The 25,553-nt window shown below is 69.7% G+C and carries 23 protein-coding genes, 2 pseudogenes and 1 riboswitch; of the genes and pseudogenes, 12 read left to right on the top strand and 13 right to left on the bottom strand.

From position 1 onward, the window contains the following. Positions 1 to 14: 14 nt before the first annotated feature. From OG447_RS24310 to OG447_RS24300, 3 genes and pseudogenes are all read right to left on the bottom strand, one after another. Positions 15 to 248 (bottom strand): annotated as a pseudogene (locus tag OG447_RS24310) (transposase); the annotation flags it as partial. Between the two features lie 469 nt (positions 249 to 717). Continuing rightward, a complete protein-coding gene (locus OG447_RS24305; protein WP_266939326.1) occupies positions 718 to 1,974 on the bottom strand; it encodes a caspase family protein in 1,257 nt (418 codons plus the stop codon). A 7-nt stretch (positions 1,975 to 1,981) separates the two neighbouring features. Continuing rightward, a complete protein-coding gene (locus tag OG447_RS24300) occupies positions 1,982 to 2,365 on the bottom strand; it encodes a hypothetical protein (protein WP_266939325.1) in 384 nt (127 codons plus the stop codon). Positions 2,366 to 2,635: 270 nt separating this feature from the next. On the opposite strand from OG447_RS24300, the gene OG447_RS24295 reads away from it, so the two are divergent. The 4 genes and pseudogenes from OG447_RS24295 (at position 2,636) to OG447_RS24285 (ending at position 6,229) form a co-directional block, all read left to right on the top strand. Beyond that, complete coding sequence (locus OG447_RS24295) at positions 2,636 to 2,836, top strand: hypothetical protein (protein ID WP_266939324.1); 201 nt, start codon at positions 2,636 to 2,638, stop codon at positions 2,834 to 2,836. Between the two features lie 67 nt (positions 2,837 to 2,903). Then, a pseudogene (locus OG447_RS32370) lies at positions 2,904 to 3,152 on the top strand (hypothetical protein); the annotation flags it as partial. A 63-nt stretch (positions 3,153 to 3,215) separates the two neighbouring features. After that, positions 3,216 to 3,983: a hypothetical protein gene (locus OG447_RS24290; protein WP_266939323.1), complete on the top strand. Its 768-nt coding sequence runs from the start codon at positions 3,216 to 3,218 to the stop codon at positions 3,981 to 3,983. A gap of 620 nt (positions 3,984 to 4,603) precedes the next feature. After that, entirely contained in the window at positions 4,604 to 6,229 is a 1,626-nt protein-coding gene (locus tag OG447_RS24285; RefSeq protein ID WP_266939322.1) for a hypothetical protein, read from the top strand. A 177-nt stretch (positions 6,230 to 6,406) separates the two neighbouring features. On the opposite strand, the gene OG447_RS24280 is transcribed toward OG447_RS24285, so the two are convergent. The 4 genes from OG447_RS24280 to OG447_RS24265 form a co-directional block, all read right to left on the bottom strand. After that, positions 6,407 to 7,477: a serine protease gene (locus tag OG447_RS24280; protein WP_266939321.1), complete on the bottom strand. Its 1,071-nt coding sequence runs from the start codon at positions 7,475 to 7,477 to the stop codon at positions 6,407 to 6,409. Position 7,478: 1 nt separating this feature from the next. Further along, a complete protein-coding gene (locus tag OG447_RS24275; protein WP_266939320.1) occupies positions 7,479 to 7,607 on the bottom strand; it encodes a hypothetical protein in 129 nt (42 codons plus the stop codon). Further along, a complete protein-coding gene (locus tag OG447_RS24270) occupies positions 7,592 to 7,930 on the bottom strand; it encodes a hypothetical protein (RefSeq protein ID WP_266939319.1) in 339 nt (112 codons plus the stop codon). The genes OG447_RS24275 and OG447_RS24270 overlap by 16 nt, the downstream gene beginning before the upstream one ends. Positions 7,931 to 8,080: 150 nt before the next feature. Beyond that, on the bottom strand, positions 8,081 to 8,971 hold the full coding sequence (locus tag OG447_RS24265; RefSeq protein ID WP_266939318.1) for a DNA/RNA non-specific endonuclease: 891 nt from the start codon (positions 8,969 to 8,971) through the stop codon (positions 8,081 to 8,083). Between the two features lie 190 nt (positions 8,972 to 9,161). Between OG447_RS24265 and OG447_RS24260 the strand changes: the two genes are divergently transcribed. Continuing rightward, positions 9,162 to 10,016, top strand: a complete 855-nt coding sequence (locus tag OG447_RS24260) for a caspase family protein (RefSeq protein WP_266939317.1) — start codon at positions 9,162 to 9,164, stop codon at positions 10,014 to 10,016. Positions 10,017 to 10,223: 207 nt separating this feature from the next. Here the strand turns inward: OG447_RS24260 and OG447_RS24255 are convergent, their stop codons facing one another. After that, on the bottom strand, positions 10,224 to 11,012 hold the full coding sequence (locus OG447_RS24255) for an MBL fold metallo-hydrolase (RefSeq protein ID WP_266939316.1): 789 nt from the start codon (positions 11,010 to 11,012) through the stop codon (positions 10,224 to 10,226). A 90-nt stretch (positions 11,013 to 11,102) separates the two neighbouring features. Here OG447_RS24255 and OG447_RS24250 point away from each other — a divergent pair, with 90 nt between their 5' ends. Continuing rightward, positions 11,103 to 11,702 carry an ABATE domain-containing protein gene (locus OG447_RS24250; RefSeq protein WP_266939315.1) on the top strand — a complete coding sequence of 200 codons (600 nt, stop codon included), beginning with the start codon at positions 11,103 to 11,105 and terminating at the stop codon, positions 11,700 to 11,702. A gap of 179 nt (positions 11,703 to 11,881) precedes the next feature. Continuing rightward, complete coding sequence (locus OG447_RS24245; protein ID WP_266939314.1) at positions 11,882 to 12,739, top strand: DUF429 domain-containing protein; 858 nt, start codon at positions 11,882 to 11,884, stop codon at positions 12,737 to 12,739. On the opposite strand, the gene OG447_RS24240 is transcribed toward OG447_RS24245, so the two are convergent. Then, positions 12,722 to 14,248: a carboxylesterase/lipase family protein gene (locus OG447_RS24240; protein WP_266939313.1), complete on the bottom strand. Its 1,527-nt coding sequence runs from the start codon at positions 14,246 to 14,248 to the stop codon at positions 12,722 to 12,724. The genes OG447_RS24245 and OG447_RS24240 overlap by 18 nt on opposite strands. 107 nt (positions 14,249 to 14,355) lie before the next feature. Between OG447_RS24240 and OG447_RS24235 the strand changes: the two genes are divergently transcribed. The 3 genes from OG447_RS24235 to OG447_RS24225 are packed head-to-tail and all read left to right on the top strand — an operon-like array spanning position 14,356 to position 17,214. Continuing rightward, a complete protein-coding gene (locus OG447_RS24235; RefSeq protein ID WP_266939312.1) occupies positions 14,356 to 15,204 on the top strand; it encodes an MBL fold metallo-hydrolase in 849 nt (282 codons plus the stop codon). A 3-nt stretch (positions 15,205 to 15,207) separates the two neighbouring features. Continuing rightward, positions 15,208 to 16,101: a LysR family transcriptional regulator gene (locus OG447_RS24230; protein ID WP_266939311.1), complete on the top strand. Its 894-nt coding sequence runs from the start codon at positions 15,208 to 15,210 to the stop codon at positions 16,099 to 16,101. Between the two features lie 57 nt (positions 16,102 to 16,158). Continuing rightward, complete coding sequence (locus tag OG447_RS24225; RefSeq protein WP_266939310.1) at positions 16,159 to 17,214, top strand: tartrate dehydrogenase; 1,056 nt, start codon at positions 16,159 to 16,161, stop codon at positions 17,212 to 17,214. A gap of 139 nt (positions 17,215 to 17,353) precedes the next feature. Here the strand turns inward: OG447_RS24225 and OG447_RS24220 are convergent, their stop codons facing one another. From OG447_RS24220 to OG447_RS24205, 4 genes are all read right to left on the bottom strand, one after another. Continuing rightward, the gene (locus tag OG447_RS24220) at positions 17,354 to 18,934 is read right to left on the bottom strand and encodes a carboxylesterase/lipase family protein (RefSeq protein WP_266939309.1); all 1,581 of its coding nucleotides are present in this window, start codon (positions 18,932 to 18,934) and stop codon (positions 17,354 to 17,356) included. A gap of 13 nt (positions 18,935 to 18,947) precedes the next feature. Then, positions 18,948 to 20,273, bottom strand: coding sequence for a M20/M25/M40 family metallo-hydrolase (locus tag OG447_RS24215; protein ID WP_266939308.1), 1,326 nt, complete (start codon positions 20,271 to 20,273; stop codon positions 18,948 to 18,950). A 241-nt stretch (positions 20,274 to 20,514) separates the two neighbouring features. Beyond that, positions 20,515 to 20,967: an Ohr family peroxiredoxin gene (locus OG447_RS24210; RefSeq protein ID WP_266939307.1), complete on the bottom strand. Its 453-nt coding sequence runs from the start codon at positions 20,965 to 20,967 to the stop codon at positions 20,515 to 20,517. Between the two features lie 74 nt (positions 20,968 to 21,041). Next, positions 21,042 to 21,105: riboswitch (guanidine-III (ykkC-III) riboswitch) on the bottom strand. 213 nt (positions 21,106 to 21,318) lie between these two features. Next, positions 21,319 to 22,338, bottom strand: coding sequence for an AraC family transcriptional regulator (locus OG447_RS24205; RefSeq protein WP_266939306.1), 1,020 nt, complete (start codon positions 22,336 to 22,338; stop codon positions 21,319 to 21,321). A gap of 218 nt (positions 22,339 to 22,556) precedes the next feature. On the opposite strand from OG447_RS24205, the gene OG447_RS24200 reads away from it, so the two are divergent. Further along, positions 22,557 to 23,330: a type 1 glutamine amidotransferase domain-containing protein gene (locus tag OG447_RS24200; protein ID WP_266939305.1), complete on the top strand. Its 774-nt coding sequence runs from the start codon at positions 22,557 to 22,559 to the stop codon at positions 23,328 to 23,330. 139 nt (positions 23,331 to 23,469) lie between these two features. Beyond that, positions 23,470 to 25,527 (top strand): membrane dipeptidase, encoded by a 2,058-nt coding sequence (locus OG447_RS24195; protein ID WP_266939304.1) that lies wholly within the window; start codon positions 23,470 to 23,472, stop codon positions 25,525 to 25,527. Positions 25,528 to 25,553: the final 26 nt, after the last annotated feature.

Genomic DNA, 25,553 nt, shown 5'->3' with positions numbered 1-25,553 from the left:
GGGTAATCGGGTGATCACTCGTTCTTGAGGTCGTCGGCGAGGCGGCGGGCTGCTTCGGTCTCGATGGGGCCGCGCGGTTCGATCTCCTCGCCGGCGAGGCGGGCGGCCATGAGGCGGATCATGGCGACTTTGATCACCGCTTTGGCGTGCGCGGTCTTGCGCTCGTAGTCCCGTGCCAACCGTCTGCACCGTCCCAGCCAGGAGAATGTCCGCTCGACCACCCACCTGCGGGGCAGCATGTGGAAGCCGTTTACATCTGCATTGCGCGGCACCGCGACGATCTCCAGGTTCTCGTGCCCGGCCGCACAGCCGACCAGGCGGCGTTGGGCTGGGCGAGAAGCCGGCCTCCTCGGTCTGCTTCCCGGCCGCGCTGCGGTAACGGATCTTGTACTCGTGCGGGCACTTCGACCAGCGGGGCTGGGCGTGCTCGCAGTCCTTGTAGACGGTGCCCATGCCGTGGGCGAGCGACTTCGTTGCCATGCGGTGCGGGACTCCTGGGGCGCCAATGCTGACCTTTTACTGCCCCGCCCCTCTGCAAGGGCGGTTCTCCGAGCACTCCACTGAGCGGCGCAGGTAGCCGACGCCGGTCCAGCCGTTGCCCTGTAACAGAGCTGCCAGCGGGTGCTGTTCGCGGTCCGCGAGCAAGGCCTCATCCCGGGCTTTTACGAGGGGCCCGCTGCCCGGGGCAGCAGGTCCCTCGGCGGGACGTGAGCCGGTTCACTTCGTGATGCCGTGCCGCTCCGCCGCGCTTCTGATCTCGACGAGAAGGTCCCTGAGCGGGTAGTACGGCAGGTTACGGTCCGGGACCATCTCCACCCGGTCGTCCGAGGAGATCCACACGCCGTTGGGCTCGTCCCTCCAGGTCACGAGGATGCCGTGCTCGACCACCGGCGCCTTCTGGGTCACCTGTACCGTCATGCGGCGGAGCAGCCCGTAAGGAACGCTGACGACCTTGTTCCCTTCGGCTTTCCAGAGGACGCGCTCCGTGCTGAACGCCAGAAACCGTCTATATCCCAGGAAACGCGTTTGGTCGATCACCGCCAGGAGCCGCTCCCCGTCGGACACGGGGGTGGTGCTCCCCAGCGAATGCCAGGGAATCGACTCGCCCACGATCGCCTTCGTAAACCGTCCCAGACCTTCCGCGAGAATCCGGTACAGGTCGGGCTGGAATTCCAGCCGGGCTTCCTCGTCCGCGGGCAGGTGCACCGGAACGTTTCCGGGCGTAGCCCGCGTATTGCGCGCAATACAGATGTGAGGGCCGCTGTCACTGGTGAGAATCCGCGGTTCGGGCATCCGGGCACGGAGCAGTCGTTCCCGCACCTCCTCGTGGACCTCCTGGAGTGTGAGCAGCCCGTTCCCCTTCGGGAGTCCCCCTGCCAGCACGGAGACGAGCCGCGTGGTGTAGGCCGTGTACTCGGCCCCTTGCGGCGCCTTGGAGGGAACCATCTCGTCGGACGAAACCAGGGTGCTCACACCGGGGGTCGTAACCTGCGCGTCGAACTCGTCGTTACCACCCATGCCGCCGAAGGCTTTGGCGGCGTAGCAGCAGTCCAGGATGACGACCTTGCGCGGAACGTGGTACTGCGGCTCGCGCAGGGTGGTCTGCAGGTCGGCGTACCGGATGGCGCTGGTGTTGTAGTCGCCCTGCTTGCGTGCACCGGGCAGGCACAGGTACAGCTCGTTGGTGCTGGGGTGCAACATGCCGTGACCCGCGAAATAGATGACCACGGTGTCCGTGGCTGCCTTGAGGGCGTTCCCGACGGTGGTGAAGAATTCGTCCCGGGACGTGTTGAGCAGATCGGTGCAACGGTCTTGCGGGAGGCCCCAGATGTCCGGGTTCCGGAGCAGCGCGGAGAGCCGGGACACGTTCGAGGCCACGGCCGGCAGGCTGTAGAACGAACTCCCGGTCGACTGCTCGGACGTGCCCACGATCACTGCCGCGGAGCGGGACGGGTCGCTGAGTTTCGCTTCCACCGCTGCGTCAGTCCTCCTGCGGTCCCAGCAGATCGGCGGAGGCGGCCCGCGCCCGGGCCTCGAGGTCGTCATCGTCCGAGGCCTCGAGCTGGGCCTCGCCTCCGAGGCTGGAGGTGAGCGTGATCCGCGAAACAACCGGACGGGTGTTCTGCCAGGCCAGCATGCTGAACACCGCCTGGAACAGCGAGGCACTGAGGGAGACGGCCGAGATGGCCAGGGCGGCGATTTCCAGGCCACTCATGTCGTCCGAGAGCCCGCTGGCCTGAACGGTCGCGATGCCTGGGTCCGCTGTGATCGCCGGATGGGTGGTCAGCCAGTTGTCGAGGGACAGAGCCTCGGCCCCCCCGGAAGCATCCGAGATCTGAATGAGGATGGTCACGGGCTTGTCCACGGGTGGTCCCCTTCCCCCTGCCGTGCCGGACGCGGGAGCCCGGCAGCAGGCAGAGGGCTACCCAGGAGGCGGAGCCACCACACACGGCGAACGCCCCGCTTCCGGCTCCCCGTGCACGGTGCACCGCTAGCAGGGCAGCGTGTGCACCTACACCGCACCCCTTCCGCACCCGCACGGGTCGAGTCAGGGCTCGCACAGGGCGGTGTCTGTGGGATGCCGCTGAGCCACCACAGGTCCATGGTGGTAGTACCAGGAGATGGGAGAGCTGCAATGACCAAGCGGCAGAAGAAGCAGGATCAGACGCGCACCGCGAATACCGCAGATCCGATCGCGCAGGACCCTGCCAAGAAGCAGCAAGGCGGCCCAACGGACCTGCCTGCTGCGAACGAGCCCGAGGCCCCGACGGTGCAGAGTTTCTCTCCTCGTGCCCGTGAACTTGAGGTCGAAGATCCTGACTACGCGGGAAGGTAGGAACCCTCTGGTCGGGACCGGCACGAGGCGGTGTCTGCGGAACCGGGCGTGACTCCGGCCGGGCAAGATCGTTGGCCCGGCGACTTCACCTGCGCAGCTGTCGTCGGGCCGGCCACCACCGCTCTCGCTGACACCCCGGGGGTTTCTTCCCGGAGGGCTACGAGCCGGATACCCCACGAGTGACGAACTGACCCTTCCGGACGGCGCCGGCAAGCGTCAGGTCTTCGCGGGCGGCTCGCTCTACTGGCACCCCACCCGGTCCAACGGCGTACACCCCGTCTGGGGCGTCATCGGGCAGCGCTGGGGTGACGCAGGCTGGGAGGGCGGCCCGTACGGCTACCCCATCACCGACGAGCTCTCCCAGGAGGGCGTCACCCAGATGTTTGAGCGTGGTCCGATCCGGTGGTCACCGGGCGAGACCCCCAACCCGCAGTGGGCACGGGCGAAAGCAAAGCACATCGACGGCAACGCGAACGCGGGCGATCAGCACGCGACTGCAACCCTGCTGCCCAAGGGAGCCGATCGCGGGATCGTCCTCGTGCGCGGCTTCATCGGCGAGGGCACCCCGCTGACAAACGCCATCGGCGAACATCGCAAATGGAGCACCGACCCTGAAGCCGGTGCGAAGGCGACGTTCGCTTGGGACACGGCCACGGGCCAGGTCGGCGTCTACGTCGAGCACTCCTGCATCCAGGGGACCGGGTGGTGCCGTGACGCCAAGCCTTTGGTTCGCACCCAGCACGCCCGGGTGGTGGACGACAGCACCGCGCCGACGAATGAGTACTGGGTCGAGCCGTACGGTGACGGCGGTATCCGGATCGACGTCTCGATGGTCAACGCATTCGTTGACGCACCGCTCGTGGAGACCCAAAATCTTGGGCGGATCAACGCGACGTTCTACGTGTGGCCGCACGGATACGACGACAAGAACCGGAATTTCACCGGCTTCGACAGCAAGACACAAAAGGACAAGTTCCCTTCCTGGGAAGTCCTGCGCTATCCGCGCCTTAAGGAGAATTCCGGCGGACTGGAGGCCCTTTGGCAGGCCACTGTCTGGCAAGGCGCTACCTCCGATCTGAAAGCTCCGCAGCACACCTGCACCCGGATTGGTCCGGATACCGCCCCCGTCGACATGAGCTGCGCCTGAGTCCTTCAACAGCTCAATCAATTCAATTGACGTAAAGCCCCGTTCTCCTTCATGAAGGAGAACGGGGCTTCGCCGTACGCGGATTCACTCCTCGCCTGTCATCCCGGTCGGCGCCGGTCACCCTCCGGGACGCTGCGGCGCTGCCGGAGCTGTGAACCTGCGCGTCCGGGCACGTGTTTCCTGTACCCCTGCCTCTGTGGGCTCTCCCTGCCGCAGATGCCGACCTGGCGGCCCGCACCAAACAGCAGGCCCCGCCGGTCAAGATCCCGGCGGGGGCTTCGGCGTGTGGGGGGTGGCAGGGCGGCGGCCACGGCGTTGATCAGACCGACCCTCCCCAGCTCGATCCGGCCCTTCTCCAGCTCGGACACCCACCCTGAGTCCGCCCGAGCGCCGGGGTGAGGTGCAGAAGACCCCGCGACAAGGCGGAGACTCACCCCGAGGCAGTGTCAGTGGAGGTATGGCCTGAGACGTTGCCCCGGAACCGGAGGTTCCGGGGCAACGCCGCACATCCCGTTCGGGCATGGGTGGTTGACCCATCGATCACCCTTGCTTTCCGTACAAGCGTCCTGAAAGCCTTCGTTCGATTCAGTGCAACAGCAGCAACGACGGAGGCAATACGCATGTCCCCACACATGTCCCCGCGCACGCCCCGAATACGCCGGGCGTGGCTGACGGCCACGACCGCAGTCACGCTGGCACTGACCGGCCTGTCGGCCCCGGCCCACGCCGAGGAGACTCCTCCGCCGCTGCCCGAATCGTGGCACCAGGAACCGCAGGCAACGGTGAGCGATGCGGCGGCCGTGGGCACTATGGCGTGGACCAGTCCCGGCGGCAAGGCTGACCCTTCGGACTTCATCCTGCAGGCCGGCGCGATGAACGGGACGACCGCCGAACGCGTCGCCCGCCTCGACGGCGTACTGCCCAAGTCGGGCGTGTCGAAGCTCCTTGCCAATGCCAACCGCACCGTCAACACTACGTCGTGCACCCGCGACCCGTTCGGCACGGCGCCCGCTCCGGCCCTCAAGTGGTGCCTGGAGAACGACGATTCGACCTCGCGCGAGTGGATCCCGCAGGCCATGACCGGCGTCTCGGACGCCGCGGACAACGAGCAGTACGGCGTCGGCAACGACGCGAACATCCAGCTCTACGCGTCCTACGACAACTGGGACCCGGGCCGAGACAGCAACGACAACGAGATTGGCGACTGCAACCCCGATGAGTTGGAGGCGAACGACGCCTGCAACCAGAAGGGTGTGCGGGTCACCTTCGTGCAGCGCCGCGCCGACGGCACAGTGAAGTACCGGCATGTGCTGCTGGGCTGGGCGTACATGAATAATTCCAACCATGTCTCCTTCGACGGAGTGCACTCCGCCGAAGGCTCGTCGGTTCCGGACCCGGACGTGGACATGCAGAACGGCCTGCATGCGGGCGGCATGGTCTGGTACGGCCACTATCTCTATGTCGCCGACACCCGGAACGGCATCCGGATCTTCGACATGGAGAAGATCATGGATCTGGATCCCAACGGGGACAGCAAGGCCGGTGACGAGATGGGCGCGGACACCGACGGGGTGAAGACCACGTCCAACGTCGAGGAGAAGACCAAGGTCGGCCGCCATGACAACGTCTGGTACAGCTTCGGCTACCGCTACGTGATGCCGCAGGTGGCGGCTTGGAAGTTCAAGGCCACACAGTCCAATCCCTCGGGTTCGTTCAAGTGCGTCAGCACGGGCGCCCCGAAGGCGTCCTACCTGTCGCTCGACCGCAGCACGACCCCGGACCGGCTGATCATGGGTGAGTACTGCCGTCCGGAGAGCGGCTACCCGTCGCCCGGCCGGGTCGCCTCGTACCCCGTCAAGGACCTGGAGAACCGTTCCGGCGAAGTGTCGGCCGAAGGCTGGGCCAACTACCTGCCGATGACGAACGGCGGCGCCCAGGGTGCGCTGGCGATGGGCGAGAAGCTGTACGTCAACCAGAGTGCCGGTCACAACGACCCGGGCAACCTCTGGCGTTACAAGTGGAGCAACGGTGAGCTGGTGTCCAACGGCAGCGCGATCAAGACCGCCGCGGGTGCCGAAGACCTCTACTACGAACGCGGGGCGCAGCGTCTGTGGTCGGTCTCCGAGCACTACGGTCCGGCGGTGAACGCCGAGGCCGTCGAAGACGGCGAGTCGGCGAAGTGCCTGGGCCTCGTGTGCGAGCGCGTTCTCTACGCCCACAGCAAGGCCCAGCTGGACGCCCCGTAGTCCGGCCCCGTTGCCATTGATTTTGTAGGAGGTACGGGTGGAACGGGCGGGTGGCGTCCTGAGGGTGCCGGAGGAAGTAGCCATCGGTAGTGCCGTACGTGTCGGCGTAGCACTCGATGACGTCCTTGATTGTTCGACGAAGACCACTGGCTGTCCGCGCCGCCGTCCCGCCGCCCGCTACACCCAGTTGACCTCCGCCCGCTCCAGCAAGGGGTCGTCGGTCAGCTGGAACAGTGGCACGGCGAAATTGCCGGAGCGGAACCTGCCGCCGAAGTGCAGGCCGAGCACCCGGTGGTCGGCGAGGTCGAAGACCGGTGAACCGCTGTTGCCGCCGAGGGTGGAGCAGTCGTGCGTCATCGTGGAACCGGCCCCGTCCGGGACCAGGCCTGTCGCCGTGCCCGGCTGGAGCCGCTTCACGTTGTAGATGTCTGTGAAGATCCGGCTCATGGCCTCCGGCTCGTTGCGGCGGCCGTCCGCCGCCGGGTAGCCGACCACGTACACGGGACGCCCCGCCAGCTCCGGCGGGGCGTCGCCCGCGACCGCGAGCGGCGTCGGCAGCACGCCACCGCCGCGCGTCGAGGGGGAGACCCGCAGCAGCGCCATGTCGACGTCCGGGTGGATGCCGATCACCTCGGTGACAGCGAACTCGAACGAGTCGTCGGCGGCCGCCGCGCCGAGCTCCTCGGCGGTGTCGATGCGGGCCCCCATGCCCTGGCGGAAGGTGAACCCGCCCTCCCCGTCCGCGCGCGTGAACTCGGCGGCGACGTGCCGGTTGGTCATCACGGCGAACGGTGATACGAGGAAGCCAGTGCCCAGCCAGTCCAGTTCCGCGTGCCCGGTGACCTCCACCCGGCCGACCCGGGCGATCGACTCGCGGATGGCCGGCCGCTGGCCCTCCAGCAGCGCCCAGTCGCCCGGGGGCGAGGCGAAGTCCTGACCCTGGACCAGGATCGCCGGGCGGCCTTCGAGCAGGACGATCGCCTCCACCCCGAAGTACTCGTCCTCGTCCACGTCCCCGCCGCGGCCGGCCGCCAGCTTCTCCAGCCCGCGCACCCCCGCCTCCAGCACCCTGGCTCGCTCCTCCAGCGCGGCGCGCCGGATCCGCCCCGTCTCCTCTCGGGGCGCGAGCTCCTCGGAGGACTCGGGGAACTCCGCCCCCAGTCCCTTGCGTACGCGTGCGGCGACCTCCAGCAGGTCCTCCCTGAAGACCTGCTCGGGTCCCGTCGCCACCGGTGATCCGCCACGCATCTCACACCTCCTGTGCCTGTCCCTGCCGCGCCAGCGCCGACTGGGCCGACTGGGCCGCCGCGATCTCTTCGTGGACCTGCGCACTGTGCTCGCGCAGGTGCTCCATGACGGCGCTCAGCTGCGTGCCCACGTAGCCCGTCCCGGTCGTCCGCGTCGAAGGCGAGGTTGTTGCGCAGCGCGATCCGCTTCCGGTTCTCCGTCCACCACCAGGACCGTCTTGTCGAGCCGTACGAGGGTTTCGAGGACGTGGAGCTGGGTGTCGATCCCGTCGTTCCGCACGGCCTCAACCAAGGCCACGGCGTTGTCGCTGCTCACGTAGTCGAGCGGGATCCTGCTCACGAACTCCGGTGCGAATCCGAACTGCACCAGCAGGGAACGGGGTTCACCGGCGATGAAGAGGTGGTCGCGTACCCGTCCGGTGACGAGGCCCCACTCGGTGTCCTTGGGAGACATCCCGCACCTGCACACCCGCCGAAGCGGCGCGGAAAGACGGACTTGCCTGATACCTGCAATGGTTTCACTCGGCCTGTCCGGCCGCAACGCGGCGACCGGTGCCCCTGCGGAGCCGGGCCGCCGCGCCCGGTGGCGGGCGGCCCGCGCCGCTCAGCTCCCCAGGACCACGTCCTCGTAGGACTCCAATCGCCGCCAGCGCTCCTCGGGCGCCCGAGTCAGGGGCATGAGGTCCGCTGCCGGCAGCGGTCCGAGGTCGAGTCCGGTCAGCTCCGCGATGTCCGTCACCGGCACCTGGAACGTGCGGTACGCGCCCAGCGGGGGCGGGTCACCGGGCTTGGCGCCTGCCATCGCCCGCTCGCGGTCCCGGCTGAGGTCGGGGCTCTGGTCGAGGATGTACGCGGTCGAGGCCAGCGCCCCGCCCTGGACGAAGGCGGCCACCTTCCAGAAGCGCAGCGGCACCTGAATGCCCCGGTAGGGCGGGTCGGAGTCGTGCAGGACGGGGCCGGTGAAGACGCTCAGCTTGCGGTCGAATTGGGCCGCGTGGTCGAGCAGGTGGTTCTCCAGCCCCTGCCACAGCTGCTTGCCCTGGTTGAAGACGTCCTGTTGCGGGGCCGCATTGGTGTAGTGGAACGTGTCCGTGTTCGCGCGGCCCGCCTCCGCCGCCGCACCCCAGACCGGGTCCAGGCGGCGGACCAGGTGCCCGCGGTCCAGGGGGTTGTCGCGGTAGACGTCGTTGCCGGCCTGCTGGGACTCGGGCAGCCGGGGGTCGAACGTCCAGGCGTCGTCCCGGGGTACGTCCTCCACGAGCTTCTGGCCGTCGATGCAGACGGCGGTGGAGGCGGCCAGCCTGCGGTCGGGGCGCAGGACGACGGTGAAGTGGGTGTAGGGGAGGACCACGGTGTCGACCGCGGCCGAGGCCGGGAGGGGCAGCGGGACGACGGGCCCCAGGAAGGCTTCGTCGTAGCCGGTCCGGTCGGCGAGGGCGTCGGGGCGCGCCGCGGGGCTCGCCGTGCGGCCCGGCGGCGTCTCAATTGCGTTCATATGATGGGAATACCGCGCAGGGATGATCATTTACGGTGGCGCGTCACGGGCCACCCGAACAGCGGCCACCCTCCCGTCGCCCCTCGGCAGGCCCGATCGGGCGGCTTCCCTCCCGCCCCGGTTCGGACGGGGCGGGCCGCGGAATCCATCCTTCGACCCCCTCCGCCCGGCGCGCCCCCGAGGAGCCCCCGTGCCCACTGGCCTTTCCCTTCACGTCGGCTTGAACAAGGTCGATCCCGCCGCCTATGACGGCTGGGACGGCGCACTCCTGGCCTGCGAGAACGATGCCCGAGACATGGCGGCGGTAGGCCGTGCCGCGGGATTCGAAGACACCATCGTCCTCACCCGCGACGGCACGGTGGAGAACATCACCGGCGAGCTGCGCGCGGCGGCCGCACGGCTCAAGGCCGGGGACATCCTGCTCTTCACCTACTCGGGCCACGGCGGCCAGATGCCCAACACCACCGGATCGGATGCCGAGCCCGACCGGCAGGACGAGACGCTGGTGTTCTTCGACCGCCAGTTCCTCGACGACGAGTTGTACCGCGAGTTCCAGCGCTTCGAGAAGGGCGTCAGGATCGTCGCCCTGCTCGACTGCTGTCACAGCGGCAGCGCCATCGAGTCCGTGAATGAGCTGCTGACCCCCGAGGCCATGCGGGCACACTTCAAGACGAGTGACCCGGGCGGACTGGAGGCCGCCTCCCGCATGATGCCGCTGTTCAGGCAGCAGCAGGCCTTCGAGCGGGACCGGGCCTTGTACGAGGGAATCCAGCGCGAGCTGAGGGACGGCAACGGCGGCCGCCCGGCCCCCGGCGCCGTGCTCATCGCCGCCTGCCAGGACAATCAGGTCGCCTCCGACGGCGACGTGAACGGACTGTTCACCGCGCAGCTGCTCAAGGTGTGGAAGGAGGGCGCCTTCCGAGGCGACTACCGCGCCTTCCACCGGGACATCCAGCGGCGCATGCCTGCCATCCAGAGCCCGAACTTCTACATGACGGGAAACCCGCCCGAGGACTTCCTCCGGCAGAAGCCGTTCACGGTCTGAGCGCCCTCTGTCTGGCCTCCGACCCGGTGCCTGCCGGACCTCGAAGGCGTCAGCTCACGCACGAAGGCGACGGTCGGCCCGCCCGCTCCCGTCATCGGTGATCACTACCTCGCACCTTACGGGCGCTCGCGGGGGCGGGTCGGGTGGTTGTGCCGTCCGGGCACTGGGGCCGACGGTCTCTTCGTACCAGCGGCAGGCTGCCCGGGGTCAGCCCCGGTCGCCCAGGTCCAGGCGGTCGAGCAGCCCGGCGTCGGTGAAGGCGGCGACCAGTTCGTCACCTCCCTCGGTGAAGTGCTCCCAGCTGTCGTAGTGGACGGGAACCACCCGGCGGGCACCGAGGATGGTGGCGGCGTCGGCGGCCTGCGAGCTGTCGAGGACGATCGGTGCGCCGTCGAAGAGCTCGGTGAAGCGAGGGGCCCCGGCGAACAGGACGGCGGTGTCCACCGGGCCGAACCGGTCGGCGATCTGCTTGACCAGGCCGAGGGAGGCGTTGTCGCCGCTGACGTAGACCGTGGGCAGGTCCTGCCCGGTCAGGACGAACCCGACGACCTGGCCGAGCAACGGTTCGACCTCCTCGCGCGTGCCGGGTCCGTGGAGGGCGGGTACGGCCGTGACCGTGATGGTGCCGCCACCGGCGCGGTCGAGGTCGACCGACTCCCAGTCGGCCAGCCCCCTGGCTCCCGCCCCCAGGCGCTGTCCGCCCCCGGGCGTGGTCAGGGTGAGAGGGACATCGGCGAGCAGTGCCCGGCCGGACTCGTCGAGATTGTCGGGGTGTTGGTCGTGGGAGAGCAGGACCACGTCTATGCGGCCGAGGTCGGCCGGCGCGGCGGAGGCGGGCGCCGTCTTGGTCAACTGGCCGCCCGGTACGCGGTACTCGCGGGGCGCGTCGAAGGTGGGGTCGGTCAGGAACCGCAGGCCGCCGTACTCGAAGAGGGCGGTCGGGCCACCGAAGACGCGGACGGGGAACTGCTCGACGGGCGTGCTGATATCAACCATCAGGACCTCAAAATCTCATGTTTGGGTTGCGGTCTATCCGTGATGATCATAGGGGGTTCACGGATGGATGCAAGGGGTACCATGAGAATCATGAGTGAGATCCCGGCCCTCGAATCCGTGCGACTGCCTGCCCCGGGGGCGGAGGACTACCTCGCCCTCGACTTCGTCAACAGCGCCATCGCGCTGCCCGGAGGGCAGTTCATCGATTTCCTCGGCACCCCCGAGAGCGCGAACCGGTGGCTCACCGACCACGGCCTCGCGCCGGCCGACGCCGGGGTGCGGGAAATGTGCGCGACGCAGCTGCGCTCCCTGCGCGAACACCTCAGGTCGTTGTTCGCCGCCCGCGTCGCCGGGCTGCCCGCCCTGCCCGTGGCACTGTCCGCCGTCAACGACGCGCTGAGCATGGCTCCCACGGCCGGCCTGCTCTACTGGGACGAGAAGAACGGCCCCTACCGCGCGGTGCCGTGCCCCACCGACGAGATCCTCGCCCGCGCTCTCGCGACCCTCGCGGCCAACGCGGCCGACCTCCTCACCAGCCCCGACGCCGACCGCCTCACCGCCTGCGGTTCCACCCCCTGCAACCGCTACCTGCTGCGCCACGGACGCCGCCACTGGTGCTCCATCCGCTGCGGCGACCGTGCCCGCGCCGCTCGCGCCTACGCGCGGCGCACCCAGGCGAAAGCAGACTGACGAACCCCAGGCGGGGTTGGACGCGTTGATCGCGGAGGCTGAGAGTCCTCCGCTCGCCATGCCGACCGCCCGGCCTGCTGTGCAGAGGATCAGACCGAGGCCGGTCTCTTCGCCCGGGCGAGCAAGTATCGTGCGTCCACGCACCGACAGCCAGGCGGGACGGAGGAGAGTTGCAGGAGATGACTGTGGGCAAGCCGGCAGGGGCCGCCGCGACGAACCCGCCCATGGTGACGGTGGGCATCGACCTGGCCGGCTACTCCGGAACGACCGGGGTCTGTCGCGTCACATGGGCGGAGCAACCGGTCGTCGAGATACTCAAGGCCAGAAACGACGAGGACCTGTTGGCGGCCATGCGGACCGCCGACAAGACCGGCCTGGATTCTCCTCTTGGCTGGCCAGTCGCGTTCACGTCCCTGCTCGCCGCTCACCAGGCCGGCGCGAGGCTGCCCGCACGGTCCCGTTACGCGCCGCACGGCGGCCGTGACGGGCTGGTCAGGTTCACCCATCGGCTGACCGACGACGTGGCATGGAAGCGGACCGGTGCCGGACAGCAGCGCCCTCTCTCGGTCGCTGCTGACAAGTTGGGCATCGTCGCAATGCGAGCGGTGGGTCTTCTGGAATGTCTGGCCGAGGCGGGCCCCGCTATTCCCCGAGACGGCTCCGGCTCGGTCGTCGAGGTCTACCCGGCGTTCGCGCTGATTCAGTGGGGGCTTGCGGGCAAGGACAGCTACAAGGGCCGCAAGCCCGCAGCTCTTCCTGTGAGGGCCGAGATCCTTGCAGGCCTCACCGGAGGCCTGGGCCTCGACCTCAGCGAACACGTGCGCGACCAGTGCACGCGCAGCGAACACGACCTGGACTCCCTGATCTCGGCGGTCGTCGCACGCGCCGCAGCGTGTGGAATGACCCATTCGCCGACCACGGACGAGGAGCATGCCATTGCCGCGGTCGAGGGCTGGATGCACCTCCCCCGACGAGACCTTCCGCTCACCGCCGTGCGCGACGGAGCCCAAGTCGCCACGTCAAATGAGCTGCTCTGATGCTACGAACGGTCCAAGAGGCAATGAGCTGACGGCCTTGGTGACGGTGTCGAAGCGCATGGTGCTGCGGGAGCGCTGGTCGTACCGGTCCCAGTGAGGCATGGCCGGGTGGTTGGGGTCGCCGGTGCGGATGAACGAGATCCATGCCTGGTGCACGGTCCTGGCGAGGCCGTCCCTGATCCTCGTGTCCATCCCCGCCAGGAACGGCGCGTGCGCCCACGTGTCGAAGTTGTCGAAGACGAACGGCAGGTCCAGGCAGTGCGGGGCACCCAGGCGGCCGTCGTGCGCGGGGGTGGGGAAATCGAACTCGTACGCCCAGACCGGGCGGCCCTGTGCCGCCCGCGCTTCCGCGAACGCCAGGGTGGGCTTCCTGAACAGCTCGTCGGTGGTCAGATCGACGAGTACGTCGATCGGCCGTGCGCCCGGGCGGGCGGCCTCGTACGCCGCGTACGCTTCGGCCGCGCCGTCACCGAAGCTGTCCCGTGCCCGGCGGAGCACCTGCTCCTTGGTCGTCGACGCGTACGTCTCGCCCAGTGCGAAGGTGAAAGCGGACTCTTCCCTGGTCCAGCCGATGAGGACGTCGATGTCCGCGCCCGGACCGTCGAGCAGGTTCAGGGAGGGTTGCCGCACCGCCGTCCCGCCGTCGAGCACCGGCATGAACGGCGCGGTCCAGTGTCCCCATTCCGTGGTGGCGGTGAGGAGTCCGGCGGTGGCCTCGACCAGCCGCGGCCACGGCACCGTGCGCAGTTCGTCCACGTCCTTCACGCCGACGATCTCCAGATAGGCCGCGGTGCGGGCCAGGGATTCGGCAGGCGTGGCGAGGGGCATGGCGAGCGGGACGCTCTGGAGGATGGCTCGCCGGAAGAGGCGGCCGTCACCTCCGTGGCCCGCGAGTGCCGCTGCGGAAACGGCGCCGGCGGACTGGCCGGCGACGGTGACGTTGCCGGGATCCCCGCCGAAGGCGGCGATGTTGTCCTGGACCCAGCGCAGCGCGGCGAGTTGGTCGGTGAGCCAGACGTTGCCGCACTCGACGCCGTCGTCCGACGGGAAGGACAGCAGGCCGAGCGGGCCGAGCCGGTAGTTGAGGTTCACCACCACCAGGTCGCCGTGCCGCGCGAAGGTCTCGCCGGAGTAGTTCGGCATCGCCGCGGACCCTGAGATGAAGGCGCCGCCGTGGATCCAGACCAGGACGGGACGGCGGGCGTCGTCGGTGCCGGGAGTCCACACGTTGAGCGTCAGGCAGTTCTCGTCGAAGGGCGGGAAGCCGTGGCTGCCGAGTATCGGGTCCCCCTCACGGACGGCCTGTGGCGAACTGGGGCCGTACGTGGTCGCGTCGAGGGTGCCGCTCCATCCCTGATGCGGCTGCGCTGGGCGCCACCGGAGGGGCCCGACGGGCGGCGCCGCGTACGGCACGCCCTTGAAAACGGCCAGGTCGTCTTCGACGGCGCCGCGGATCGGGCCCGAGTGCGTGTTCACGACGGGCGCGGTGCGGTCCTGGGTGAAACCCATGAGGTGCGTCCTTCCAGACCGGGTCGAAGGTCTCGGGGCACTCCAAGTTATTGCGAATTTATGGCGGACGTCAATATTATTCGATTCATCATCAAGTGGAGGATCGAATGGCGACGTGGCGTATCGGTACAACGACGATTCACAAAGTGCTGGAGGCGGAGGTACCTGTTCCTGTTGTTGGGGCCTTGCGGACGGATGACACCGCGCTCCTGAAGAGGTACCCGTGGCCCGCTCCTGACTACAGCAGGGCGGACGGCACCTTTGTGCTCTCGGTGCACGGGCTGGTTGTGGACACCGGTACACGCAGGATCCTCGTGGACACATGCGTGGGCAACGCCCGGGCATCGGTGCCCTTCCTGCAGATGCTGGACACCACATGGCTAGACGACCTCACCGCCCTCGGCTACCCGCCGGAATCCATCGACACCGTGGTCTGCACCCACCTCCACTTCGACCACATCGGGTGGAACACGCGACTGGTGGCAGGGAAGTGGGTGCCGACCTTTCCCCGTGCACGTCACCTGGTCACACGCGTGGAATGGGACCACTGGGCGGACGAAGCGGATACGAACCTCCCCGACACGATGCAGCCGCTGATCGACGAGGGTCTCGTCGACTTCGTCGGAGCCGACCACCAGGTGTGCGACGGTGTGCGCCTGGAAGCCGCCCCCGGGCACACCCCGGGCCAGGTCGCGGTCGTGGTCGAGTCCGGCGGGGAACGTGCCGTGATCACCGGTGACCTCGTGCACCACCCCGTGCAGTTCATCGAACCGGATGTAGCCGGCCTCGCCGACACCGACGTGGTGCAGGCGGCTGCCACCCGACGGGCATTCGTCGAGCGGTACGCCGACACGGGAACGCTCGTGATCGGCACGCACTTCCCCGCCCCCACGGCGGGCCTGCTCCGGCGCGGCGGTGACGGGACCGTGCGGTTCGTCGCGGACGGCCTGCGCTGAACCGTGGACTTCCGGCAGCTGACGTACTTCCTCGCCATCGTGGACCAGGGCGGCTTCAACCGCGCGGCCGCGGCACTCTACGTATCGCAGCCGTCCCTGTCGCAGGCCATCCAGGGCCTGGAACGCGACGTGGGCAGCTGCCTGTTCCACCGGATAGGCAGAAGGGTGGTCCTGACCGAGGCCGGCAACGCACTGGTTCCACGGGCACGGGAAGCCCTGCACGCCCTGGAGCTGGCCAGGGCGAGCGTCGGTGCCGTGCGTGAACTACGCGGCGGACGCCTGGAGATCGCCGCGATGGCCTCACCCACGGTCGAACCCCTCAGCACCATGGTCCGGCGCTTCACCGAGCGCCATCCAGAGGTGTTGCTCAGCCTGCGCGTAGCCCTCACCCGCGCGGACGTGGCCGAGATGGTGCGCACGGGAGGCTGCGAACTCGGACTGCTGACCACCTCGTCGACGCTTCCGAGTCGCGACGTCGTCCCGCACCATGTCGGAGACGACAGGCTCGTCCTGGTCACCCCGATGGACGGCCCCTTCCCGGCCGGGCGGGCAGTTCAACGGGAGCAGCTCGAAGGGCACCGGCTGATCGTCGGGCAGCGGGGGACCGGAATCCGCGCCTACGTCGACGACCTGAAAGCGCAGGGCATCGACGTCCGCATCGCGGTGGAGACCGAACACCGGATGGCCTTCCTGCCCCTGGTGCTCGGGGGTGTCGGACTGGCGGTGGTGACGGAATCCTGGGCCGACCTGTCCGAACGGGCCGGAGCCCTCGTCCTCGGCCTGGAACCGGCCTGCGTCCAGCACAACGTCCTGGTGAGCCGCAAGGCGCAGCTGACGCCGGCCGCCCGTGCCTTCCTGGAGATCGCCGTCCCACCGCCTCATAGGAGCAGCCTATGAGGCACATCGGGGATACGTGTTGGACCCGGACGGCCCCCGATTGCTGGAATTCGAGCCATGACGAACCACAGCATCGCCCTCATACCCGGTGACGGCATCGGCACCGAAGTCCTCCCGGCGGCACGAGAGGTCCTCGACGCCGTGGGGCAGCGCCACGGCATCACGTTCACCTACGAGCAGTTCGACTGGTCCTGCGAGCGGTACCTGCGTCTCGGATCGATGATGCCCGAGGACGGGCTGGAGCAGCTCCGCCGTCACGACGCGATCCTCCTCGGTGCGGTCGGCTACCCCGGTGTGCCGGACCATGTCTCCCTGTGGGGGCTGCTCATCCCGATCCGCCGGGCCTTCAGCCAGTACGTCAACCTCCGCCCGATCCGCGTGTTCGACGGCCTTCCCAGCCCCGTGCGCGCGGCCACGCCCGGCGAGGTGGACTTCGTGGTCGTCCGGGAGAACACCGAAGGCGAGTACAGCGAGATCGGCGGTCGGATGAACCGGGGGTGTCCCGATGAAATGGCCGTGCAGCAAGCCGTGTTCACGCGGGCGGGAGTGACCCGGGTCCTCGACTTCGCTTTCGGCCTCGCCGAACGGCGCGGCGGCCGCCTCACGTCGGCGACGAAGTCCAACGGCATCGTGCACACCATGCCCTTCTGGGACGAGCTGGTGGCCGAGCGTTCCGCCGAGCACCCCACGGTCGCCTGGAACCAGGAGCACATCGACGCGCTGGCCGCCAAGTTCGTCCTCGACCCAGCCCGCTTCGACGTCGTCGTCGCGTCCAACCTCTTCGGGGACATCCTCAGCGACCTGGCGGCGGCGGTGGCCGGCGGCATCGGCATCGCTCCGTCCGCCAACCTCAACCCGCGGGGCGAGTACCCTTCCATGTTCGAGCCGGTCCACGGATCGGCCCCCGACATCGCCGGGCAGGGCATCGCCAATCCGATCGGCGCGATCTGGTCCGCCGCCATGATGCTCGACCACCTCGGCCACCCCGGGGCCGCGGCCGACATCACCGACGCGATCGCCGGCGTCCTGGCCACCACCCTGGTGCGCACGCGCGACCTCGGCGGCTCCGCCTCCACCACCGAGTTCACTTCCACCGTCCTTCGGCACCTCTGACGGGCGGCGAGGCCAGGCATCGACAGCGTCGCCGCAGGGCGGCGGTGTGCCTCCGGCACCGCCGGATGACGCAGGAGGCGCGGGAGTCGGGCGAACGCACCGGGCGGCACGCCCCCGACCCCGACGTGTCCCCGCGTCGTCAGAGACCGGACTCCTTGTGCCATATTCGGCGGGATGCCGAGAGCGGGTCCTCGACGACAGACGGTTCGGTGTCCCAGAGGCGAGTCGTCGGCCGTTCCGTTGTGAAGGGTGCCCAGCCGGGATCCCCCGAGGCGGCGAAGGATATCCAGGAGGAACGGAGCTGTTCGGACAGCCGCGTGAAGTCCTGGGGCGGGACCTTTCCACCGAACAGGAAGCCGGCCAGGGGCCCTCGCGTGTGGCCGAAGGTCGCCGGGATGTCCACGGTGTGACAGGCGCCGAGGGCCCCGCCGAAAGCCGGACTGTTCCATGTGAAGTCGTAGAGCCACGCCCGCCCGCCCGACGCGGCGTGCGCCTCGGCCAGCCATGTCGCGGGCATCCGGAACAAAGCGTCCGAGAACATGGTGACGTACAGCTGGGAGTCGGTCAGATCCGGGTGGGCGGCGCGGTAGTCGGCTGCGGCCTGACGTCCGAGCCCCAACCCCTCGGTGACGGCATCGAGATCGAGGTCGCGGATCTTCGCCGAGGGAGGCGCCGGCTTTCGCGCCGCCCGATCGCGGAATCCGGCGCGTGCCGCCGCGAACATCATGGGCATGGCCTTGACCATCGCGCCGAGTTTGATCTTGACGAGTCCGCGTTCCATGGCGAACAGGGTGAACTCGTCATGCGTGTAGCCGGAGATCAAGTCGACGTCACGTGCGCACCCTGAACGAAGGGCGAGCCATGGCTTGTCGACCACAGTGATGCCGTCGATGACCGGCGAGAACGCGGTGATGGCCTCGGGAGTCGTCCACTTCGCCGGATCCGCTCTCATCGCGGGCAGAGGCTCGTCCTGTACCGCCAGCAGGGCTTCAGGGGACACGGAAGCCAGACCATCGAGGCCCACGCCGACCGCATCCCCGATCAGCGAGGCGATCCGCCGGGCTTCCTCCTCGGGCAGGAAGCGCCCGGCGATGCTCTGGACGATGGCACGACGGAACAGACCGCGCGCGCCGGGTGCGGTCAGCAGGGCGGCGACGGACGCGCCTCCGCCGGACTCGCCGAAGATCGTCACGTTGTCCGGGTCGCCGCCGAAGGCCGCGATGTTCTCCCTTACCCATGTGAGTGCGGCGGCCTGGTCGAGGAGGCCCCGGTTGGCGGGTGCCCCCGGCACATAGCCGAACCCCTCGAATCCGACGCGGTAGTTGAACGTCACCATGACCACGCCGCCCCGGGCGAGCACCTCGCCGTCGTAGCTCGGATCAGCGGAATAGCCTGTCTTCCACCCCCCGCCGTAGATCCACACCATGACCGGCAGCCGGTCACCGGCGCCCCCCGGGGTCCAGACGTTCATGCTGAGGCAGTCCAGGCCGTCCTCCGGCCGCCAGGCCGGGGGCATCCCGGGAACCAGCGGCAACTGTGGAGGTGCGGCGCTGAAGGACGTGGCCGGACGGACACCGTCCCAGGCGGGAACCGGAGCCGGCGCCTGGAACCTCAGGGGCCCTTCCGGGGGGAGGGCATAGGGAATGCCTTTGAAGACCGACAGTCCGTCCTCGGTCGTGCCTTCGACCCTGCCGGTCAGGGTTTCGATGACAACACCCATGGGTTGACTCCTTTTACGTGGACAGTCTGAGGACCGCGTCGAGCAGGCATTTCCCGCCGAACATCAGGTCGGTGATCCGGGCGTGCTCGTCAGGTGCGTGGATGAGCCGCATGACGTCCGCGTCACTCGCGGAGGGAAAGAATCCGACGACCTTCGTGTCGGGGAGGGCACGGGCGTCCGTGGCGGCCGGATTGATGTACGGCAGCACCCGCGCACCCGGTTCGTGGGCTGCGACGGTATCGCCCAGAACCCGCAGGAGTTCCGGGTCGTCGTGCACACCGTGGCTCACTCTGCCGTGCAGCAGCGACACCTCGACGCGGTCTCCGACTGCCCTCTGGACCTCCGCCGCCCACCGATCGGGCAGCTCGCCCGGAAGGAGACGTCCGTCCAGCACCACGCCTGCTTCGACGGGCACCACGTTCTGGCGCTGCCCCGCGGACAGCATGGTGGGAGTCGCGGTGTTGTGCAGCCCGGCGACGACGAACTCCCGCAGGACGGGATCGATGGGCAGGCTGTGCGCCCGGGCCCAGGTGGGGTCCGTCAGCAGCTGCTCGATCGCCTCCGCGCCCGGGCCCGGGTGCAGGTCCGCCAAGGTGGTGAGCATGCGGCGCGAGGCCGGATGCAGCACCGACTCCGGGGCGAACGCGCGAAGCCTCAGCAGGGCCTCGGCCAACGTGAAGACCGCCGACTCCGAGCGCGGGACGGAGGCGTGGCCGCCCGGCCCGCGAGCGGTGACCCGCATCCGGGCGCTGCCCTTCTCGGCCACCTGGACGGTGTAGACGGGGCCGCCGGGCGTCATGAAGCGCTGGCCGCCGCCTTCGTTGAACGCGAACTCGGCCTCGACGAGGCTGCGGTGGTTCTCCCACAGCCAGTACGCCCCCAGCCGGCTGCCGGCCTCCTCGTCGGCGGTGACCACCAGCAGCACGTCCCGCCGCAGCGGGATCCGGTGCGCGGCGAGGAGTTGCATGATCAGCAGGCTCGCGGCGACCTGGCCCTTCATGTCCAGTGCCCCGCGGCCCCACACGCGGCCGTCGGCCACCTCGCCCGAGAAAGGGGGACGGCTCCATCCGCCGGGTTGGGCGCCGACCACGTCGGCGTGGCCCAGCAGCATGAGCGGCGGTTCCTGTCCCGTCCCCGGCAGCCGGGCGACGAGGTTGGCCCGTCCGGGCTCGGACTCCAGAACCCTGTGTGCGATACCGGAGCGGGACAGCTCACGGGAGAGGTGGCGTGCGACGGCGATCTCATTGCCCGGTGGGTTCGAGGTGTCCAGGCGGATCAGCGCCGAGAGGTGGCTGACGAGGTGTCGTTCCTGGTCGGCCCAGGAGAAGGGCAGAGACATCGCCCGAGGTGAGGTGGACATCTACGCTCCGAAGCCTCCGTGGCTTGAATGGGCACCAGTGCTGTTACACGTGTAACTAATCAGAAGTCCCTGTGTAGCATCGTCCTGCGCTCCGGGCTAGCCCACTTGCCCAGTGTGCTGCGAATCGTGACCACCGCCGCCCGCTTCGCGGCGGCCGACGGCGATGGGCACGTGTAACGGGATGCCGGGGCCACTCGGGGCGCGGCCCGCCGGCCCGGGCTCAGGCCCGGTCGTCGGTGGCGGGATCGTCCACGGCCAGGAGGGTCAGCGGTACGTTGCCGCGTACTGCCTGCGAGTACGGGCAGACCGCGTCCGCCCGGTGCAGCAGGGGCTGGAGGTCGGCCGCCCGCCACCCCGGCAGGCTGACGGTGAGGGCCACGGCGAGGCCGTAGCCCGCGGGCGTGTCCGTGGTACCGAGCTGTACTTCGCAGGCCACGCGCGCGGCGGACGCATCCGCCCCGAACTCGGCGGCGACCTCCGCCAGCGCGGAGGTGAAGCAGGCGGCGAAACCGGCCGCGAACAGCTGCTCGGGGTTGGTGGTGCCGGGCACCTTCTTGCGCGGCGGGGCGAGGCGGACGTCCAGGCGCCCGTCGTCCGTGCGGACGGATCCGGTACGGCCCCCGGCGGCATGTGCGGTCGTCCGGTACAGGCTGCGGGTGAGTGGCACGGTCATGGCGTTCGGCCCATCTTGCTCGACGAGGACGCTGCCCGGTGCGGACAGCGGACGGCGCTGCTCGTGCAGCACCTCGCGCGTCGTCGTGCGTAACCGGGTACGGCGCATCTCGTCCGGGGCCGTGGATCCGGCCGCCGGACAATCTAGTGCTGTGGCCGGAAAGGTTCACCGGGTCGCGCCGCCCGGTACGGCGCCTCGCCGCGTTGTCGGACCGCGCCGGTACGTCCAGTACGGGTCGCGGCCCTCCGCCTTGCGATGCACCGCACCGGACGACGCGCCCCGGCAAACCTTTCCGGCCACAGCACTAGCAACGGGGGCAGCCGGCCGGGGCCTCGCCCGCGGTGAAGTTCCTCACCCGCTGCCGGCCGCGTCGCGATCCGGGGACGCGGGCCGATGGCGGCTGCGGTACGCCCCGGGAGGCATGCCCTCCCACCGGGTGAAGGCACGGACCAGGGCCGTCGCGCCGCTCAGGCCGACGAGGCGGGCGATCCGGTCCAGCGGGAGGGGCGTGGTCTCCAGCAGCCGCCTGGCCCGGCCGTGGCGGGCGGCGTCGAGGAGGGCGCGCCACGACGTGCCCTCCGCGTGCAGGGCCCTGCGCAGGGTCCGGACGCTGAGGTTGAGCTCCTTGGCGGGGCCCTCGGGGCCCGCGTCCTCGAGTGCGGCGTGCTCCAGCCACTGCCGCACGCGCCCGGCCGCGGTCTCGGCCGCGGACAACTGGTGCAGGAGCCGGTCGGCGTAGGCCCGGTGCAGGGCGTTGAGTGCCGGATCGTAGAGGGGGCGGCGCCTGTCGAGGTCCTCGTTGGCCACCGTGATCGCGTTCTCCGGGGCGTCGAAGGTGACGGGGCAGCCGAGGACGCGGGCGTAAGGCTCGGCCGAGCCCGTACGGGGGTGGGAGAACGACACGGCCAGGGGCGCCCAGTCGTCGCCGACGATCCAGCGGGCCGCTCGCACCATGCTGCTGACGACCGCCTCCACCTGCTGGGGGTGCATGTCCGCCGGGTCGACGGTCGGCCGGTAGGAGACCCGGCCGACGGCGCTGCCGCGGTCCAGGGTCACCGTGCCCACCTGGCTCACCAGGGGGTGGTAGCGCTCGGCCGCCCGCGCGGCGTCCGCGAGGCTGGCGCAGGTGAGGACGAGGTGGCCCATGATGTGCAGGCCCTCGGGCCGCATGCGGTCGCCCACGAGGAGCCCGGTGTGCGGACCCGCGTTCCGGGCGCTGAGCACTGCGTCCCACAGGGCGCGCATCTCGCCGAACTCCAGCCGGTCCGTGGGCAGGGCCCAGGAACCGGATCCGCCGGTGCCGTCCGCCGTGGCCCTCAGGACGGCGAGGGCGTAGCACGCGGTGACGGAGGGCGGATCGATGGTGGACACGGCCGCCAGTCAATGCGCGCACACCACCCCCGTCAACACCGTCCGCGGGACGGCCGCCGGAAAGGCCGGTTCGGGGAGTCAACGCATTGGCCGCCGGAGTGAATGACGGCGCCGCGGGCCGCTCCTAAGGTCGGCCTCGGACACCGATGGGGATCAGGGGCCCACGGAGTGCCGGGGAAGCGTGCTGCCCTGATCACCACCGCTCAGAGGAGTTCGCCGTGATTCTCTTCCTGCTCCCCGCAGGCGACTACGACCCCACCGAGGCGGCGGTGCCCTGGGCGGCGCTGCGGGACGCCGGCTTCGAGGTGCGGTTCGCAACCCCCGGCGGAAAGGTCGCACTCGCCGACCCCAGGCTCACGGACCTCGGCTTCTCCTGGCTGTCGCCCTGGCTGATGACCCGCCGCGCCGAACTGGCCGCCTACCGGCGCCTCACCGAGGACCCCTGGTTCCTCGCCCCCTCCTCGTACGCGGATGTCGACCCGGCCGACGTCACGGGCCTCTTCGTACCCGGCGGCCACGCCGCGGGCATGCGGACGCTGCTCGAGGACGCCACCGCCCAGCAGCTGTTCGCCCGGGTCTTCACCCAGGGGCTGCCGGTGGGGGCCGTCTGCCACGGCGTGCTGCTCGCCGCCCGGGCCAAGGATCCCGCCACCGGACGCTCGGTCCTCCACGGCCGGCGGACGACGGCTTTGACGTCCCTGCTGGAGTTGACGGGTTGGAACCTCACCCGGTTCTGGCTCGGGCGCTACTACCGCACGTACCGCACCACCGTGCAGCAGGAGGTCACCGCGGCGCTCGCCGATCCGAGCCACTTCCTCGCCGGCTCGCCGCTGCCCGTCCGTGACACCGCCGCCCGGCCAGGACGCGGCTTCGCCGTCAAGGACGGCAACTACGTCTCCGCGCGGTGGCCCGGCGACTGCCACCGTCTGGCGGCGGAGTACCTGGCCCTGGTCCGCGCCCATGCGGCGGGAGCGGTCCACCGATCGGGTTGAGCCCGGCCCCTGCATCGCGCAGGCCGGCGAGCGAAGACCCTCTCCAAATTGTCATGAACGCATCGTGAAAGGGGTGGGGATGAATCGACGAAGAGCCTTCGGACGAAGCCGGTACCTGTTAATCGGCCTGGTCCTCGCGATGATCAGCCTGATACTCGGCCCTGCTGCTGCCGCCGGCGCGTCGGCGGGCCCACAGTGGTGGGAGCCCGTGGCGCGCCCCGCCCCGGACTCGCAGGTCAACGTGACCGGGGAGCCGTTCACCGGGACCGATGCCCAGGGCCGGGTCCGCGGATACGTCGACGGTCACGTCCACCTGATGTCCAACGAGGGCTTCGGAGGACGGCTGGTCTGCGGCAAGGTCTTCTCCACGGCGGGGGTGGCGGACGCCCTCAAGGACTGCCCCGAGCACTACCCGAACGGCGTCCTCGCCCTCTTCGACATGATCACCAAGGGCGGTGACGGCCGGCACGACCCGAACGGCTGGCCGACGTTCAACGACTGGCCGGCCCACGACTCCTCCACCCACCAACAGACCTATTACGCCTGGGTGGAGCGGGCCTGGCGGGGCGGCCAGCGGATCCTGGTGAACGACATGGTCACCAACGGAGTCATCTGCTCGCTCTACTTCTTCAAGGACCGTGGCTGCGACGAGATGACCGCGATCAGGCTCCAGATCCAGAAGACCTACGAACTCCAGGACTACGTCGACGCCATGTACGGCGGCGCGGGCAAGGGCTGGTTCCGGGTCGTCACCGAGCCCGACCAGGCACGCAAGGTCATCCAGGAGGGCAAGCTCGCCGTCGTCCTCGGGGTGGAGACCTCCGAACCGTTCGGCTGCAAGCAGGTGCTGGACGGCGCCCGCTGCACCATGGCCGACATCGACCGCGGCCTGGACGAACTGCACCGCCTGGGCGTGCGCAGCATGTTCCTGTGCCACAAGTTCGACAACGCCCTGTGCGGCGTCCGGTTCGACTCGGGCACCCAGGGCATGGCCATCAACGTCGGCCAGTTCCTGTCGACGGGCACCTTCTGGAGCACGGAGCCCTGCCCCGGCCCCGAGCACGACAACCCGATCGGCTTCGGGCTCGCCGCCGAGGGCCACGAGGAAGCAGGCGCCACGGGGGCGGCCGAGAACACCGGCACCTCCCGGGCGGAGGCGGAGGCCCGGATCCGGGGCGCCCTGCCGGAAGGGGTCGAGCTGCCGGAGTACGGCGCCTCCCTGCAGGCGGCGCAGTGCAACCGCCGGGGCCTGACCGCACTGGGCGAGTACGCGGTGCTGGGCATGACGAAACGCAACATGATGCTGGAACTCGACCACATGAGCGTCAAGGCGGCGAACCAGGCGCTGCGCGTGCTCGAAGCCGAGCAATACTCCGGCGTCCTGTCCACCCACGGCTGGATGGACGACAACTGGACCGAGCGGGTCTACCGCCTGGGCGGCTTCATCACCGGCCACATGTACGAGGCCCCCGCGTTCACCGCCGAGGCGCGCCGGCACGCCGCCCTGCGCGCCAAGTACGGCGCCGGGTACGGGATCGGCACCGACATGAACGGCTTCGCCTGGCTCCCCGGCCCCCGGGCCGCGGCCGGAAACCCCGTCCGCTACCCCTTCCGCAGCCCCGACGGCGGCTCGGTCCTCGACCGGCAGGTCACCGGCTCGCGCGTATGGGACGTCAACACGGACGGCGGCGGCACCCACTACGGCCTCGTACCGGACTGGATCGAGGACATCCGGGTCACCGGCGGCCAGGACGTGGTGGACGAGCTCATGCAGGGCGCCGAGGGCTACCTGCGCACCTGGGAGCGCACCCACGGCCACACCACCCCCTACACACCGCTGGTCCGCGGCTACCAACCGCACGCCGGGCACCTGGCCTCCTCACGCCCCCTGCCCGCCGGGTTCACCCACGAGGGGGTCTGGAAGGTGCTGCGGGACCCCGCGCCCGGCACGGTCCGGCTCTACGAGTGCAAGGCGGCGAACCACTCGCTGCTGACCGCCGACCCGGGGTGCGAGGGCCAACAGCCCCTCGGCGCGGTCGGATACGTGTACACCAAGGCGGTGCCGGGCTCGGTGCCCCTCTACAGGTGCTACATCCCCTCGGTATTCGACCACTTCGTCTCCGGTCGCGCCGACTGCGAGGGGCCCTATACGAAGGAGGGCCTGCTGGGCCACGTCATGCCAGTGGCTGCGCCGTAGCGGCAGAACGCAAAGGTGCCCCCGGC

The sequence above is a fragment of the Streptomyces sp. NBC_01408 genome (assembly GCF_026340255.1).
In the GTDB taxonomy this organism is placed as follows: domain Bacteria; phylum Actinomycetota; class Actinomycetes; order Streptomycetales; family Streptomycetaceae; genus Streptomyces.
This window is presented reverse-complemented; position numbering and strand designations above follow the sequence as displayed.

Excerpts from the sequence above, each read along its gene's own strand:
- OG447_RS24245 (WP_266939314.1), top strand. The coding sequence starts at position 11,882 with ATGACTGTGGGCAAGCCGGCAGGGGCCGCCGCGACGAACCCGCCCATG.
- OG447_RS24270 (WP_266939319.1), bottom strand. The coding sequence starts at position 7,930 with ATGTCTCCCAAGGACACCGAGTGGGGCCTCGTCACCGGACGGGTACGC.
- OG447_RS24215 (WP_266939308.1), bottom strand. The coding sequence starts at position 20,273 with ATGTCTCTGCCCTTCTCCTGGGCCGACCAGGAACGACACCTCGTCAGC.
- OG447_RS24235 (WP_266939312.1), top strand. The coding sequence starts at position 14,356 with ATGGCGACGTGGCGTATCGGTACAACGACGATTCACAAAGTGCTGGAG.
- OG447_RS24290 (WP_266939323.1), top strand. The coding sequence starts at position 3,216 with ATGTTTGAGCGTGGTCCGATCCGGTGGTCACCGGGCGAGACCCCCAAC.
- OG447_RS24250 (WP_266939315.1), top strand. The coding sequence starts at position 11,103 with ATGAGTGAGATCCCGGCCCTCGAATCCGTGCGACTGCCTGCCCCGGGG.
- OG447_RS24285 (WP_266939322.1), top strand. The coding sequence starts at position 4,604 with ATGTCCCCACACATGTCCCCGCGCACGCCCCGAATACGCCGGGCGTGG.
- OG447_RS24280 (WP_266939321.1), bottom strand. The coding sequence starts at position 7,477 with ATGCGTGGCGGATCACCGGTGGCGACGGGACCCGAGCAGGTCTTCAGG.
- OG447_RS24195 (WP_266939304.1), top strand. The coding sequence starts at position 23,470 with ATGATCAGCCTGATACTCGGCCCTGCTGCTGCCGCCGGCGCGTCGGCG.
- OG447_RS24240 (WP_266939313.1), bottom strand. The coding sequence starts at position 14,248 with ATGGGTTTCACCCAGGACCGCACCGCGCCCGTCGTGAACACGCACTCG.
- OG447_RS24295 (WP_266939324.1), top strand. The coding sequence starts at position 2,636 with ATGACCAAGCGGCAGAAGAAGCAGGATCAGACGCGCACCGCGAATACC.
- OG447_RS24220 (WP_266939309.1), bottom strand. The coding sequence starts at position 18,934 with ATGGGTGTTGTCATCGAAACCCTGACCGGCAGGGTCGAAGGCACGACC.
- OG447_RS24225 (WP_266939310.1), top strand. The coding sequence starts at position 16,159 with ATGACGAACCACAGCATCGCCCTCATACCCGGTGACGGCATCGGCACC.
- OG447_RS24210 (WP_266939307.1), bottom strand. The coding sequence starts at position 20,967 with ATGACCGTGCCACTCACCCGCAGCCTGTACCGGACGACCGCACATGCC.
- OG447_RS24255 (WP_266939316.1), bottom strand. The coding sequence starts at position 11,012 with ATGGTTGATATCAGCACGCCCGTCGAGCAGTTCCCCGTCCGCGTCTTC.
- OG447_RS24265 (WP_266939318.1), bottom strand. The coding sequence starts at position 8,971 with ATGAACGCAATTGAGACGCCGCCGGGCCGCACGGCGAGCCCCGCGGCG.